Genomic DNA, 14,253 nt, shown 5'->3' on the forward strand with positions numbered 1-14,253 from the left:
CGGTTCGATGGATCAGACGGCGAACATGAGCAGAAGCGCAACGAGGAACGAGAAGATCCCCAGAGCTTCGGCAAACGCGATACCGATGAACAGCGTGGCCGTCTGCGAAGCGGCAGCCGACGGGTTGCGCAGCGCGCCCGACAGGAAGTTGCCGGCAACGTTGCCCACACCGAGGGCGGCAAGGCCCATGCCGAACGCCGAGATGCCGGCGCCGATGAACTTGCCCATTTCTGCGATATCGCCTTCCATTGAAGTATCTCCTTAGGTTGGAATGGCTGAACTTGGACCCTGACCGGTCAGTGATGCGGGTGCAGCGCGTCTTTCAGGTAGACGCAGGTCAGGATGGTGAAAACGTAGGCCTGGATGAAGGACACCAGGATTTCGAGCCCGTACATGGCCGCCACACCCAGGATCGCCAGAGGCGACAGGATGGCAGCGCCCGCGAAGGCCGCGAAGACTTTGATCACCGCGTGGCCGGCGGTCATGTTACCGGCAAGACGGATGGAATGGCTGACGGGGCGCACGAAGTAGGAAATGATCTCGATCACCGCCAGCACCGGCCGGATCGCCAGCGGCGCCGACGTGACCCAGAACAGGCCCAGGAAACTGGCGCCGTTCTTGACGAAGCCCAGAACCGTTACACCGATGAACACGGCCAGCGCCAGAACCACCGTCACCGCGACGTGCGACGTGGTGGTGAAGGCCATCGGCAGCAGGCCCAGGAAGTTGGCGAACAGGATGAACATGAACAGTGTCATGATATAGGGGAAGTATTTCAGCCCGTCCTTGCCGGCCACATCCTCGACCATCTTGTAGACGAAGCCATAGGCAAGCTCGGCGATGGATTGCACGCGGGTCGGGATCACGGCGCGGCCGCGGCTGCCCAGAACCAGCAACAGGAAAATCGCCACCACGGTGAGGCCCATCCACAGGGTCGCGTTCGTCGGCGTATACCAGTGAATGGCGTCACCACCGAACAGCGGCTCCACCTTGAACTGATCCATCGGGTGGAACACCAGGCCTTCGCTTGCTTCTTCCGTCGCCATGTTTCAGTCCCTCTTGTCCTTGTCGGCCTCGGCCGTCATCGTCTTCTGTATCTCCGCGGCGGATCGCAGCATCACGCGCACCCCGGCCACGAAGCCCAGCAATATGAACAGCACCAGAAAGACGGGCATTGTGCCGAACAGCGTGTCCAGCCCGTATCCGATGCCGAAGCCGATCCCCAGACCGGCCACAAGCTCTGTCACCATTCGCCAGCCAAGCTGAGCCTGCGAATAATGTTCTTCCTGATGGGGCTTTTCCGGCGCCTGCGCCTTCTTCGCCGCAGCGATCTTTGCTTCGAGCCGCGCCAGCCGCGCCTTTTCCGCAGGATCCACCATGTACGAAAGCCCCCTGGACAGTCGCCGCGAACCTAGAAACCCCGGCACTCCGAGTCAAGCGCGTTCACAGCCCCGCGAAACACATTTAATATATTGTTTTCAAACGATATTCCAGAACTCGCGCTGGCCGCCGTCAGGCGCGCCGCGGCAGTTTGGGCGCTAACAGGGCGCCACCGCATATTCAACCGGACGGTTGACGATCCCGACGGGTTGGCCCCATAGCTGTGCGATGGAAACCCGACTTGATACCGTATTCTCGGCCCTGGCAGACCCCACCCGGCGGGCGATCCTCGCCATGCTGCTGGAGGATGACATGGCGGTGACGGACGTGGCGGAGCCCTTCGCCATGTCGCTCGCGGCCATTTCCAAGCATCTGACCATCCTCAGCCGCGCCGGGCTGATCAGCCAGGAAAAGCGCGGCCGGGTGAAATGGTGCAAGCTGGAGCCGGACGCGCTGCGCGACGCCTCGGTCTGGATGCAGAGCTTCGGCCAGTTCGAGGCGGTGAACCTCGACGCGTTCGAAAAGTTTCTTCAGGTCGAGCTGGATGAGGGCACCGCCGGCTGAACCGGCTCCTCGTCCTTCAGCAGCATCCAAAGCGCCGCGATCGTCAGCGCGACCCCCACCAGGGTCAGCACGCCGGGCACGCCGTGGCCCAGCACGATCTCCCATCCGATCACCCAGCTTGGGGTGAGATAGGTATAGGCCATGACCTTCGCCGAGGGCAGGCGCAGCGTGGCATAGCGCAGCAACAGGAAGGTCAGCGCGCTGGCGAAGAGCGAGACGTAAAGCACGATCAGCCAGTCGCTGAAGGTCAGCGCCGCCCAGTCCGCCGCAAGGATATCGCGCCAGCCATACCCGACCAGCAGCACCACCATGGCCACCATCACCCCGAAGTTGAACACCAGCGCCGGTTCGCCCCGGCTCAGCCTGCGCAGCAGCGGGGTGAAGAGGGCATGTGCGATACAGCCGATGAAATAGACCGTCTCTCCCTGTCCGACATCAAAGGCCAGCAGCGCCGCAAGATCGGCCCGGAAAATGACCCAAAGCGCCCCCGCCCCGCCAACGGCCAGCGCCAGCGCCATGCGCGGCGTGGTGACCTGGCGCAGCAAAAGCCAGCCGAAACCGGCCGAGAGCACCGGGGTCAGGGTGAAAACGGCCGCGGTGGAAACCGGCGGCGCGGTTTTCAGCCCCGCGAACATCAGCACGAAATAGGCGGCGAACAACGCGCCAAGGATGGCATAGCGCCAGGGCGCGCGGAAACTGGCCAGCCGCAGCCCCGGCCCGACCGCGGCGGCGATACCGATCACCGTGCCCGCGATCACGAAGCGCACCGCCGTCAACGCGACCGGATCGATTTTATTGGCGATCAGGCTGCCGAAGCTGAACGATCCGGCCACAAGGGCCGAAAACAGCAGCATCGCCAGATGCCCCTTGCGCGGCTCGGACAGCCCGCCTAGGGCCATGTTCTGGCGGCCTCTTTGAGCGCCGCGGTAAAGCTCTGAACCTTGGCCGTCCGGTGCAGATCGACATGGGTCACCAGCCAGAGCTGCATTTGCCAGTCGGGGCGCGGCGGGCTGAGTTCCACCAGATCCGGGTCGTTCCGCGCGGCCCAGAGCGGCACGAACCCCACGCCGACGCCAGCCTTCACCGCCGCGACGCCATCGCGCATGTCCGACACCCGCAGGGTGATGCGTTCGGCCGGAACGTTCTCCTTGAGCCACTGGAAATTCTTCGCCCGGTGATTTTCGTCGGTCGGGCCGATGAACCGGTGCCGGGCGCAATCGGCCTCGCCCTCCAGCATCCCGTGAGCCTCGACGTAGTCGCGATGGGCGAACAGGGCCATGCCCGGACAGCCCAATGCCTGAACCACATTGTCGGGATCATCGGGCTTGGCGCCCGCGCGGATCGCGACATGCGCCTCGCCGTATTCCAGGCGGAAGACGCGGGCATCCGTGATCAGCCGGATCACCAGTTCCGGGTGTTCCTCCTGGAAACTGGCCAGCGTCGGCATCAAAAGCTGCGCCACGCTGTCAACCGAGGTCAGCACCAGTTCGCCTGTCATCGCGGCGCCCTGCCCGTGCAGGCGCCCGGCGAGCTGCTCGAACTGATCGGCCGTGGCCTGTGCGACCTGCAGCAGGTCCAGCCCGGCCTCGGTCGGGGTATAGCCGCGCGCGTGGCGCTGAAACAGCTTTACCCCCAGCCGCTTTTCCAGCGCATCTATGTGCCGGATGACCGTTGCGTGATGCACGCCCAGAACCTCTGCCGCGCCGCTGACCGTGCCCAGGCGGGCGACGTGAAAGGCCGTGCGGATCTCATCCCAGTTCTCAACTTCCATATGTGCGCCACCTCACATCTCCTGTTCAGTTTGCGCCGATTGCGTTCACCTGTGCAAGAGTCATCTTGAGCCCAGCCCGATCGATTTTACCCACCCACGCTTCAGGAGCACCCAATGAGCCAGACAATCCTTCGCATCGACTCTTCCATCAAGGGCGGCGACTCCGTTTCCCGCAAGCTGACCGATGACATCATCGCCAAGATCACTGCGGCCGATCCCGGCGCAACCGTCGTGACGCGCGATCTGGCCGAGCTGTCGCTGCCGATGATCAACGGCGCCTGGCTTGGCGCTGTCTTCACCCCCGAAGCGGACCGTTCGGACGAGCAAAGCGCCACCGCCGCCCTTTCGGACACGTTCATCACCGAGCTCAAGGCCGCCGATATCGTCGTGATCGGCCTGCCGATCTACAACTTCGCGCTGCCGGCGCAGCTCAAATCCTGGATCGATCACATCACCCGCGCCGGCATGACCTTCAACTACAGCGAAAACGGCCCCGTCGGCCTGGTCGACGACAAGCGCGTGATCGTGGCCTATGCCTCCAACGGCACGCGGCTCGGCTCCGAGGTCGATTTCGCCTCGTCCTACCTGAAGCACATGCTTGGCTTCATCGGCATCACCAATGTCGAGTTCGTCGCCGCCGATCACATGGCGATTGATGCCGAGGCGTCGATGAAGGCGGCGAACGAGGCGATCGCGCAGCTCAAGCTGCCGGCCTGAGCAGACACCACCCCGGCACCGCGCAATGTGGTGTCGGGGCGGCGCAGTTGCCCGCCGCGCTTGACTTTGCGCGCCGCCCCGCCTAAACGCCCCCCAAGTTTCCGGAAGTGTGCCAAACCTTCCGGTCCCGTTTCCGATGCGGGATCGCCACCAGTCAGCGCGTTGCGCCCACTGGTGCCGTTGGCGTTTGGGACGTTCGCCCCTACTTAGGGCGGGCATGGTGTAACGGTCGCAGGAGGGCCAGGGCATGTTTGAAAATCTATCCGAACGCCTGTCTGGCGTCTTTGATCGGCTGACCAAACAGGGTGCGCTGTCCGAAGAGGATGTGAAAACCGCCCTGCGCGAGGTGCGCGTCGCCCTGCTCGAGGCGGATGTTTCGCTGCCCGTGGCGCGCGAGTTCGTGAAGGCGGTGCAAGAGCGCGCCACCGGCCAGGCCGTCACCAAATCGGTGACGCCGGGCCAGCAGGTCGTCAAGATCGTGCATGACGAACTGGTGCATGTGCTGACCGGCGACGACGACCCCGGCGCGCTGAAGATCGACAACGCGCCCGCCCCGATCCTGATGGTCGGCCTGCAGGGCTCGGGCAAGACGACGACCACCGCCAAGCTGGCCAAACGGCTGAAGGAAAAGAACGGCAAGCGGGTGCTGATGGCCTCGCTCGATACCAACCGCCCGGCGGCGATGGAACAGCTTGCCATTCTCGGCGCGCAGATCGGGGTGGATACCCTGCCGATCGTCAAGGGCGAAACCGCGGTGCAGATCGCCAAGCGCGCCAAGCAGCAGGCGATGCTGGGCGGCTATGACGTCTATATGCTCGACACCGCCGGACGCCTGCATATCGACGATGTGCTGATGGACGAGGTGCAGGCGGTGCGCGATGTCGCCACCCCGCGCGAAACCCTGCTGGTGGTCGATGGCCTGACCGGGCAGGACGCGGTGAATGTGGCCTCGGAATTCGACGGCAAGGTGGGCATCTCCGGCGTCGTGCTGACCCGGATGGATGGCGACGGGCGCGGCGGCGCGGCCCTGTCGATGCGCGCCGTCACCGGCAAGCCGATCCGCTTCGTCGGCCTTGGCGAAAAGATGGACGCGATCGAGGAATTCCACCCCGAACGCATCGCCGGCCGCATTCTGGGCATGGGCGACATCGTTTCGCTTGTCGAAAAGGCGCAGGAAACCATCGAGGCCGAACAGGCCGAACGGATGATGCGCCGGTTCCAGAAGGGTCAGTTCAACATGAACGACCTCAAGATGCAGCTGGAACAGATGCTCAAGATGGGCGGCATGGAAGGCGTGATGGGCATGATGCCCGGCATGGGCAAGATGGCAAAGCAGGTGCAGGACGCCGGCTTTGACGACAGCATCCTGAAACGCCAGATCGCGCTGGTTCAGTCGATGACGAAGAAAGAGCGCGCCAATCCCGCCCTGCTGCAGGCCAGCCGCAAGAAGCGGATCGCCAAGGGCGCGGGGCTTGAGGTGTCGGAGCTGAACAAGCTGCTGAAGATGCACCGGCAGATGGCCGACATGATGAAGAAGATGGGCAAGGGCAAGGGCGGCATGCTGAAACAGGCCATGAAGGGCATGTTCGGCAAGGGCGGCCTGCCCGCCGACATGGGCGCTGCGGGCATGGACCCGAAGGCGCTGGAAGCGGCCGCCCGGCAGATGGGCGGCGGCAAGCTGCCCGGTCTGGGCGGCGGCGCCCTGCCGCCGGGGCTGAGCGGGTTCGGGAAGAAGAAATGACCGCGCCGATCCTTCATACCAAACGCCTGACGCTGAGAATGCCGATACTCGCCGATTTCGAGTATCGCGCGGCCTTTTACGCCTCGGACCGCTCGGTCTGGGAAGACGGCCCCATGCCGCGCGCGCAGGCCTGGCGGGTCTGGGCGTCCGAGGTGGCGCAATGGCCGCTGATGGGCTTCGGACCGTTTTCGCTCGAAGACAGGCAAAGCCGCCAATATCTGGGCGAGGTCGGTGTTTACCGGCCCGAAGGCTTCCCCGAACCCGAACTCGGCTGGTTCGTTCTGCCCGAGGCCGAAGGCCGCGGCTACGCCGCGGAAGCCGCGCGCGCGGTCATGGGATGGGTCCGCAAGACCTTTGGCTGGGATCATCTGGTCAGCTACATCGCCCCCGGCAATCTGCGTTCGATCGCACTTGCCCTGCGGATCGGCGGCCGGAAGGTCACCGACCGGCCGGGCACGGCCGACGACGATGTGGTTATCCTGCATGATCTGCGGGGCATCGCATGACGCAGTTTACGATTCCCACCGTCGAGACTCAGCGGCTGACGCTGCGCGGCCCCACGCAAGGCGATTTCCCCGCCGTGGCCGCCTTTTATGCGTCCGACCGCTCCGTTTTCGTCGGCGGGCCGATGACGGCGGAGGCCACCTGGCGCCACCTGGCCTGCGAAATCGGGCATTGGGCGCTGCTCGGCTATGGCCGCTGGGCCGTTGTCGAAAAGACCTCTGGCGCCATTTGCGGCATCGTCGGGCTGTGGGATCCCGAAGGCTGGCCCGAGCCCGAAATCGGCTGGGATCTGTTCGACGGCTTCGAAGGCCGGGGATACGCGACAGAGGCCGCGCTGGCCGCGCGCGGCTTTGCCTATGACGTGCTGGGCTGGACCACCGCGATCAGCCTGGTGAAACCGGCCAACACCGCCTCTGCCCGCGTTGCCGGGCGGCTGGGCGCGCGGCGCGACGGCCGGTTCGACCACGCGCGCTTCGGCACGCTCGACATCTATCGCCACCCGGCGCCGGAGGCCGTGTGATGAACCACAGCGACATTCCCGTGCTGGAAACCGACCGCCTGATCCTGCGCGGCCCCGAGGCCGCCGATTATCCGGACTTCAAGGCTACGTTCAGTTCCTACCGCTCGCGTTTCATGGGCGGGCCGCTGAACAAGTACGAGGCCTGGATGCTTTATGCCGCCGAGATCGGCCATTGGCATATTCGCGGCTTCGGCATGTGGATGATCCACGACCGCGTCACCGATGAAACCTATGGCATGGCCGGCGGCTGGCAGCCCGCGGGCTGGCCCGAGCGCGAGATTGCCTGGATCATCTGGCCCGACAAGGCCGGCCACGGCTATGCGCTGGAAGCCACCGATGCCGCCCGGCGCTATTTCTATGAAACACAGGGCTGGGTCGGCGCTGTCAGCTATATCGACCCCAAGAACCTCGACAGTATCCGGCTGGCCGAACGTCTGGGCGCGGTAAAGGATCACGACGCCGAGACGATCGACGGCAATGACGCGGTCTATCGCCACCCCTCGCCCGCGCGCCTGCGCTCGGGGCAGATCGCCGATGGCATCGCGCTGGAGATCCAGAACTACATCAACCCGCTGTTCAAACCGAAGGGGTTCGCAATTGACTGATGCTGCCACCCGCGCCGCCCAGGTGCTGAAGGAACACCGCGAAAGCATCGACCGGCTGGACGCGATCCTCGTCTATACGTTGGGCGAGCGGTTCAAGCACACCCAGGCGGTGGGCCGGCTGAAGGCCGAGCATGACCTGCCGCCCTCTGACCCAGAGCGGGAAGCGCAACAGATTTCGCGGCTGGAAGAGCTGGCCAGCTCTGCCGACCTCGATCCCGATTTCGCCAAGAAATTCCTGAATTTCGTGATTCAGGAAGTCATCCAACACCACAAGCAACACCAGAAATAGGCGGTGACCCCGCCCATTGCCAGACCAAGGAGAAAACCAAAATGGCACTTAAAATTCGTCTCGCCCGCGGCGGCTCCAAGAAGCGCCCGTTCTATCGCATCGTGGCCACCGACAGCCGCATGCCCCGCGACGGCCGCTTCATCGAAAAGCTGGGCGTCTACAATCCGCTGCTGCCCAAAGACAGCGAAGAGCGCGTGAAAATGGATATGGAGCGCGTCAAGTACTGGCTTGGCGAAGGCGCCCAGCCCACCGACCGTATCGCCCGCATGCTCGAGGCTGCCGGCGTTCTGACCAAGAAAGAGCGCAGCAACCCGAAATCCGGCACCCCGGGCAAGAAAGCCGTCGAGCGCGCGGAAGAGAAAGCCGCCAAGGCGGCCGAAGCTGCCGAAGCCAGCGCGGCCCCCGCGGAAGAAGCCGCTGCCGAGTAATCGGCGCGGAGGTCTGCGATGCTCCGCCTGTTCATGATTTGCGGCCTTGCTGCGGGCGTCTGGCTTGGGATGAAAGCCGAACGTTTCCTGCAGCAGGACCGCTGTCTTGGCGCAGGCGGGGTGGTGGACACGCGCGGGTTCTGCAGCGGGGCCCGGCCATGACCGGCACAGCGACAAGGGGTTTGGCACGATGACCGATCGTGTTTGCGTGGGCGCGATTGCCGGGTCTTTCGGCGTCCGGGGTGAGGTGCGGCTGAAAAGCTTCTGCGCCGAGCCCGAGGCGATCGGCGATTACGCCCCGCTGTTCACCGAAGACGGCAGCCGCAGTTTCACCGCCCGGATCAGCCGGCCGGTGAAGGGCGGATTTGCCGTCAGGCTGTCGGGGGTTGCCACCAAGGAACAGGCCGACGCGCTGAAAGGCACCCGGCTGTTCGCCGATCGCGCCGCCCTGCCCGAGCTTGCCGATGACGAATATTACCATGCCGATCTGATCGGGATGGAAGTGCTCGATACCGGCGGGCGCAGTCTGGGCCATGTGCACGCGGTGCATGACCACGGCGCCGGCGATCTGCTGGAAATCCACGGGCCGGGCCTGAAATCCACCGTTTTGCTGCCCTTCACCAATGCCGCCGTCCCCACGGTGGATCTGGGTGCGCGCCGCATCATCGCCGACCCGCCCGAGGGGCTGTTTTCCGATGACTGACCGGGGCCGGGGCGGATGACCGACACCCCCAAATCGAAATCCCATGGCAGGCTGTCGATCGCGGCCTCGCTGAAGCCGCGCGATCTGATCGAGGCCCGCCCGCGTCTGAAAGGCGCCTGGAAGGCCAAGGTCATCACCCTGTTCCCCGAGGCGTTTCCCGGCGTTCTGGGCCAGTCGCTGACCGGGCGGGCGCTGGATCAGGGGCTTTGGGCGCTGGAAACCATCAACCTGCGCCTGTTCGGCGAGGGCCGTCACCGAAATGTCGATGACACCCCCGCCGGCGGCGGCGCGGGCATGGTGCTGCGGCCCGATATCGTCGGCGCGGCACTGAAACAGGCCGCGGCCGGCACGCCCGCCGATCGCGCCGCCTGGCCCGTCGTCTATCTCTCGCCACGGGGCAAAAGGTTCGATCAGGCCATGGCCCGCCGCTTTGCCCAGGCCGAGGGCATCACCCTGCTTTGCGGCCGTTTCGAAGGCGTGGACGAGCGTGTGCTGGAGCATTTCCGTGTCGAAGAGGTCTCATTGGGGGATTTCGTGCTGACCGGGGGCGAGATTGCGGCGCAGGCCTTGATTGACGCCACGGTCCGACTTATACCGCGCGTGCTTGGGAATCAGGCCTCGACCGAAGAGGAGTCTTTCTCTGAAGGCTTGCTTGAGCACCCGCAATACACGAAGCCCGCTGTCTGGGAAGGCCGCGCGATACCGGAAATTCTTCTGTCCGGGCATCACGCGAATATCGCCTCCTGGCGGAAGGCCATGGCCGAAAGGCTGACAAAGGAACGTCGACCTGATCTCTGGCGGGCTTACTGTGCGAAACACGGTAGGGACCCGGAAGAAGACCAAGAGCTCTGAGGACGCGCAAACTTCGCGGGGAAAACCGCGAGCATATAGGAGAAGAAGCGATGAATCTTATCGCGCAACTCGAGGCCGAGCAGATTGCCGGTCTGGAAAAGACCATCCCGGATTTCAAGGCCGGTGACACCATCCGCGTCGGTTACAAAGTGACCGAAGGCACCCGTACCCGGGTTCAGAATTACGAAGGCGTCTGCATTTCCCGCAAGAACGGCACGGGCATCGCCGGATCGTTCACGGTGCGCAAGATTTCCTTTGGCGAAGGCGTGGAACGTGTGTTCCCGCTCTACTCCACCAATATCGACAGCATCGAAGTGGTACGCCGTGGCCGCGTTCGCCGCGCCAAGCTGTACTATCTGCGCGAGCGTCGCGGCAAATCCGCCCGGATCGCCGAAGTCTCCAACTACAAGCCCAAATCCGGCGCCGAAGCGTAAGGAGCGGACAGATGAAAAAAGACATCCATCCCGATTACCACATGATCAACGTCAAGATGACCGACGGTACGATCCTTCAGATGAAATCCACCTATGGCGCCGAGGGCGACACCCTGTCGCTCGACATCGACCCGACGGTGCACCCGGCCTGGACCGGCGGCTCCACCCGTCTGATGGACGCGGGCGGCCGTGTGTCAAAGTTCAAGAAGAAATACGAAGGTTTGGGCTTCTAAGCCTGCCCCTTCGGCTTCCCAAGCGGCAGCACACAACATATAGTAGAGGCGCGCCCCCGTTTCGGGCGCGCCTTTTGCATCGGGAAAAGGAAAAACGGCGTGGCGCATATCATCGTCGTGGGCAATGAAAAAGGCGGGGCAGGCAAATCGACCATGTCGATGCACGTGGCCACCGCTCTGGCACGGATGGGCCACAAGGTTGGTGCATTGGATCTGGACCTGCGCCAGCGCAGTTTCGGCCGCTACATGGACAACCGCCGCGCCTATTGCGCGCGCGAGGGGCTGGATCTTCCGACACCGGAATATCACGACCTGCCCGATATCGATCATGATCAGCTCGACCCGGGCGAGAACATCTTTGACCGGCGCCTGTCGGCCGCCGTGGCCGGGATGGAAAGCGAGGTCGATTTCATCCTGATCGATTGTCCCGGATCGCACACGCGCCTCAGCCAGGTCGCGCATTCGCTGGCCGACACGCTGATCACGCCGCTGAACGACAGTTTCGTGGATTTCGATCTTCTGGCCCGTATCGAGCAGCCCTCGGGCAAGATTCTGGGGCCGTCGATCTATTCGGAAATGGTGTGGAGCGCGCGCCAGCTGCGCGCCCAGGCCGGCCTGCCGGCGATCGACTGGATCGTGCTGCGCAACCGGCTTGGCGCCCAGCAGATGCATAACAAGAAGAAGATGGGCGATGCGCTGGAAAACCTGTCGCGCCGGATCGGCTTTCGTGTCGCGCCGGGCTTTAGCGAGCGGGTGATTTTCCGCGAATTGTTCCCCAACGGCCTGACCCTGCTCGACCTCAAGGATATCGGCGTCAAGGGCCTGAATCTTTCAAACGTCGCCGCGCGGCAGGAGCTGCGCGATCTGATGCTGGCGCTCAACCTGCCGGGCGTACGCGTCGATTTCTGAAAAGCGGGCAGGCCTTCGGCCTGTTCATCTTTTCCCAGCCATGTGCCCCGAGCGCATTGGTGCGCGCGTTGAACGCATCCCGGACACCGATCTGCCGGGTTGCCGCGTCGCGTAGAAGCGAAACCAGTTTCATCTTCCCGTCTCCTTTTTTGCCCCGCCCGATACCATGAAGGGTCGTGGCCCCCTATGGCACAAACATGGCGGCGACGCGCCGGTTTCGGGTCAGACGGTGCCGCCACGGAAACAGTTTATTTTCAACGAGGGGCTATCGCACCCGCAAGCCCTGGACCCGGGCGCAGGCAGCCGAAAGAGACGGACCAACAGCGCCCACATCAGAGCGCCCGCCGGAGTATTCGCAGGTTCGGCCCGCCCGAAGAGGTTTTCGGCACGCGAGAGTCCAGGCGACGGGTGGTCAGCGCAGCCCGATCGGGGCCACATTCCGCGCTAACCGCCAGTACGGAAGCCCGCAGGCTCCAACATGTTGATATTCGTGAGATCTGCTCTTGTTATTATAGAGCAAAACGGGATAAACCCGGCGGCGGAGACGTGGCCGAGTGGTCGAAGGCGCTCCCCTGCTAAGGGAGTAGGCGGGAAACCGTCTCGAGGGTTCGAATCCCTTCGTCTCCGCCATATTACAATCACCCCCGAAACCACCACCTAACGCCCTGAACGGAAACGATAATTCCGGGGTTCGAAACCCTTCATTTCGGACATATGCCAACCGCTCGGAAAACGTCAGTCTGAGCACGAGTCGCTGTAGTTCAAAGCGACCGCTTTCCCAGACTTTACAGGGGTTTAGCAGGAATGCACTGGCGAGTTCGAACATTTGCTCGAAGGGCCGTGCCGGGCGACCTGATCCGTCTGCTTTTTCGACAATAAGCAGTTTTTCCTGCTCCAGCTTGCCGATCTTCTTCTCATAGGCCTGGATGACGGTTTTCGTTTCCGCATCGATCAATCGGTTTAAGAGTGTCTCAACCTGCGTATCGATTTCCTTGATCTTGACCTCAAAGAGCGCAGCCTGTTCCTTGGCGCGACCCAGACGGATATCCCAGATATCTGCGAACATGGCTTTGGCAGCAGAGAGCACCGAGCGTGAGGGCAGTACGCCTGTCAGAAGATCGGCAAACTCATCTTCGATCACATCGCGGCGGATAGATTTTCGGTACGAGTCGCACCCTTTGTTGAAGCACATATAATAAGGATGCTTCTTGCCTGTTTTGCTTTTCGACCAGCAGGAGGTGAGCGGGCGATCACAGTCGCCGCAGACCACGGAGCCGCGAAGAGGAAAATCCTCATTGATATCTGCGCGGGCGGCAATGCGCGCGCCTTCTTTGATGCGTTCCTGGATGCGTGTGTAGGTCTCGAACGAGATCAGCCCTTCATGCTGTCCCTTCATCATGCGGATGCCCCAGGCAGGGACTTCGATGTAACCTGCATAGTGCGGGCGAGTGAGCAGTCGAATGACTTCTTCGTAGCGGACAAATCCACTTGGAAAACGACCGGCAAAGGCGGGTTCAGATTCCAAATAGGTCTTCACTTCGCTTTGCGACGCAAAACGCCCGTGGGCGAATCCATCTAGCGCCTCGGAAATGATCGTTGCAAGCGGCTCGTCCCGCACGAGGAGTTTGCCATGTCCTGCCTTGCGCTCATAGCGAAAGCCCGGAGGCGCGGGGAAACACCAGTATCCGTTCATCGTTCGGGCGCGCATGCGATTGGTGGTCTGTTCGCGGTTCTTTTGACGCTGGTGCTGAGAGACCGAGGCGAGCAGGTTTTCAATGAGGACAGAGTCAGAGTCTTCGCCGAAGGTGATGGAGGGGCTTTCAAGCTTGCCGCCGATGTCTTTCAGCGTGCGGCGCAGCGTCCAGTGGCTCTCAATGTCGCGCGCGAAGCGGCTGATATCATCAATAATGACGACAATGCCGTCGCGCGGTTCGGCCTTAATAAAGGCGATCAGGTCATTGAAGGAGGGGCGATCCATCAAACCGCCGGACACACCCTTTTCGTGAAAGGTGCGAATGACTTCGTATCCTTTGCGCTTCGCATATTCGCGGCAGCGCGTGGCTTGCGAGTCGAGGCCGTGGCCTTCTTCAACTTGTTTGGCGGAGGAGACGCGGCAGTAAATGACGGCGGCGTCCGGTTCTGTTTGTAGAATAGGTAAATGTTCTGCGCTCATCTGGGCTCCTTCTTTTTTACATTGTTGGAGGATGCCACTGTTTCAGGCGCTGTATCTTCAAGACAGAGGTAGTTTAGCACATCATCGAAGCCGATGTCGCTGTTTTGGTTTAGTTTCTCCCCAGCTTTGACGCTGAATCCCACGTCCACAAACGCGACCATGATTTGCCAGAGCGCACCCAAAAACTCCCTGGCCTGTTCGTCGTTGAAGTCACTGCCCTCCAGATGATCGCCGTAGCGCTCCAGCAATGCGGTCTTGCTGATGGATGTTGTGCTTAGCTCATTGGTTTTTCCTCTATTTTCCATGTTGTTGTCCTTTCTTGACTTATCGTTTGAGTGTCTGACGTCAGCGCCAATGGGCCAGTTTAGGGTGATTTGATAAGAGAGGGTTTCTGGCACATCGTAACCACCAAGGAGTGGAGATGAGACAG

General features: G+C 62.6%; 19 protein-coding genes, 1 tRNA gene and 1 pseudogene. 14 read left to right on the top strand and 7 right to left on the bottom strand.

Annotation, left to right across the window (positions count from 1 at the left end; translation table 11 throughout):
• Positions 1-12: 12 nt before the first annotated feature.
• The 3 genes from GGR17_RS16515 to GGR17_RS16525 are packed head-to-tail and all read right to left on the bottom strand — an operon-like array spanning position 13 to position 1,379.
• Positions 13-249 carry a F0F1 ATP synthase subunit C gene (locus tag GGR17_RS16515; protein WP_037207145.1) on the bottom strand — a complete coding sequence of 79 codons (237 nt, stop codon included), beginning with the start codon at positions 247-249 and terminating at the stop codon, positions 13-15.
• A 47-nt stretch (positions 250-296) separates the two neighbouring features.
• Positions 297-1,046 (bottom strand): F0F1 ATP synthase subunit A, encoded by a 750-nt coding sequence (locus tag GGR17_RS16520; protein WP_037207147.1) that lies wholly within the window; start codon positions 1,044-1,046, stop codon positions 297-299.
• A 3-nt stretch (positions 1,047-1,049) separates the two neighbouring features.
• Positions 1,050-1,379: an AtpZ/AtpI family protein gene (locus GGR17_RS16525; protein ID WP_054539658.1), complete on the bottom strand. Its 330-nt coding sequence runs from the start codon at positions 1,377-1,379 to the stop codon at positions 1,050-1,052.
• Positions 1,380-1,608: 229 nt separating this feature from the next.
• Between GGR17_RS16525 and GGR17_RS16530 the strand changes: the two genes are divergently transcribed.
• Positions 1,609-1,944, top strand: coding sequence for an ArsR/SmtB family transcription factor (locus GGR17_RS16530; protein WP_054539659.1), 336 nt, complete (start codon positions 1,609-1,611; stop codon positions 1,942-1,944).
• Here GGR17_RS16530 and GGR17_RS16535 read toward each other — a convergent pair.
• Complete coding sequence (locus tag GGR17_RS16535; protein WP_054539660.1) at positions 1,911-2,843, bottom strand: DMT family transporter; 933 nt, start codon at positions 2,841-2,843, stop codon at positions 1,911-1,913. The genes GGR17_RS16530 and GGR17_RS16535 overlap by 34 nt on opposite strands.
• Positions 2,834-3,715, bottom strand: coding sequence for a LysR family transcriptional regulator (locus tag GGR17_RS16540; RefSeq protein WP_054539661.1), 882 nt, complete (start codon positions 3,713-3,715; stop codon positions 2,834-2,836). Before GGR17_RS16540 ends, GGR17_RS16535 begins: the two co-directional genes overlap by 10 nt.
• Positions 3,716-3,829: 114 nt before the next feature.
• On the opposite strand from GGR17_RS16540, the gene GGR17_RS16545 reads away from it, so the two are divergent.
• The 13 genes from GGR17_RS16545 (at position 3,830) to GGR17_RS16605 (ending at position 12,280) form a co-directional block, all read left to right on the top strand.
• Positions 3,830-4,432, top strand: a complete 603-nt coding sequence (locus GGR17_RS16545) for an FMN-dependent NADH-azoreductase (protein ID WP_054539662.1) — start codon at positions 3,830-3,832, stop codon at positions 4,430-4,432.
• A 247-nt stretch (positions 4,433-4,679) separates the two neighbouring features.
• Entirely contained in the window at positions 4,680-6,173 is a 1,494-nt protein-coding gene (ffh, locus tag GGR17_RS16550) for a signal recognition particle protein (protein WP_054539663.1), read from the top strand.
• Complete coding sequence (locus GGR17_RS16555) at positions 6,170-6,679, top strand: GNAT family N-acetyltransferase (protein ID WP_054539664.1); 510 nt, start codon at positions 6,170-6,172, stop codon at positions 6,677-6,679. The genes ffh and GGR17_RS16555 overlap by 4 nt, the downstream gene beginning before the upstream one ends.
• Positions 6,676-7,197: a GNAT family N-acetyltransferase gene (locus GGR17_RS16560; RefSeq protein ID WP_054539665.1), complete on the top strand. Its 522-nt coding sequence runs from the start codon at positions 6,676-6,678 to the stop codon at positions 7,195-7,197. Before GGR17_RS16555 ends, GGR17_RS16560 begins: the two co-directional genes overlap by 4 nt.
• A complete protein-coding gene (locus GGR17_RS16565) occupies positions 7,197-7,802 on the top strand; it encodes a GNAT family N-acetyltransferase (RefSeq protein ID WP_054539666.1) in 606 nt (201 codons plus the stop codon). The genes GGR17_RS16560 and GGR17_RS16565 overlap by 1 nt, the downstream gene beginning before the upstream one ends.
• A complete protein-coding gene (locus tag GGR17_RS16570; RefSeq protein WP_037207167.1) occupies positions 7,795-8,091 on the top strand; it encodes a chorismate mutase in 297 nt (98 codons plus the stop codon). Before GGR17_RS16565 ends, GGR17_RS16570 begins: the two co-directional genes overlap by 8 nt.
• Positions 8,092-8,132: 41 nt before the next feature.
• Positions 8,133-8,519, top strand: a complete 387-nt coding sequence (gene rpsP / locus GGR17_RS16575; RefSeq protein ID WP_054539667.1) for a 30S ribosomal protein S16 — start codon at positions 8,133-8,135, stop codon at positions 8,517-8,519.
• Between the two features lie 190 nt (positions 8,520-8,709).
• Positions 8,710-9,222 carry a ribosome maturation factor RimM gene (gene rimM, locus GGR17_RS16580; protein ID WP_054539668.1) on the top strand — a complete coding sequence of 171 codons (513 nt, stop codon included), beginning with the start codon at positions 8,710-8,712 and terminating at the stop codon, positions 9,220-9,222.
• A 15-nt stretch (positions 9,223-9,237) separates the two neighbouring features.
• Positions 9,238-10,074 carry a tRNA (guanosine(37)-N1)-methyltransferase TrmD gene (gene trmD, locus GGR17_RS16585; RefSeq protein ID WP_082386659.1) on the top strand — a complete coding sequence of 279 codons (837 nt, stop codon included), beginning with the start codon at positions 9,238-9,240 and terminating at the stop codon, positions 10,072-10,074.
• 50 nt (positions 10,075-10,124) lie between these two features.
• On the top strand, positions 10,125-10,508 hold the full coding sequence (gene rplS, locus GGR17_RS16590) for a 50S ribosomal protein L19 (RefSeq protein WP_037207173.1): 384 nt from the start codon (positions 10,125-10,127) through the stop codon (positions 10,506-10,508).
• 11 nt (positions 10,509-10,519) lie between these two features.
• Positions 10,520-10,741 carry a 50S ribosomal protein L31 gene (gene rpmE / locus GGR17_RS16595; RefSeq protein WP_037207175.1) on the top strand — a complete coding sequence of 74 codons (222 nt, stop codon included), beginning with the start codon at positions 10,520-10,522 and terminating at the stop codon, positions 10,739-10,741.
• Between the two features lie 99 nt (positions 10,742-10,840).
• Entirely contained in the window at positions 10,841-11,650 is an 810-nt protein-coding gene (locus tag GGR17_RS16600; RefSeq protein WP_037207177.1) for a division plane positioning ATPase MipZ, read from the top strand.
• A 540-nt stretch (positions 11,651-12,190) separates the two neighbouring features.
• A tRNA-Ser gene (locus GGR17_RS16605) sits at positions 12,191-12,280 on the top strand.
• A 496-nt stretch (positions 12,281-12,776) separates the two neighbouring features.
• Here the strand turns inward: GGR17_RS16605 and GGR17_RS16610 are convergent.
• Positions 12,777-13,823 (bottom strand): annotated as a pseudogene (locus tag GGR17_RS16610) (recombinase family protein); the annotation flags it as partial.
• Positions 13,820-14,253 (bottom strand): hypothetical protein (locus GGR17_RS16615; RefSeq protein ID WP_207722674.1); only part of this gene is annotated, 434 nt, incomplete at its 5' end. The pseudogene GGR17_RS16610 and the gene GGR17_RS16615, both read right to left, overlap by 4 nt.

The organism is Actibacterium naphthalenivorans, from assembly GCF_014196965.1.
Classification (GTDB): Bacteria; Pseudomonadota; Alphaproteobacteria; order Rhodobacterales; family Rhodobacteraceae; genus Actibacterium_A; species Actibacterium_A naphthalenivorans.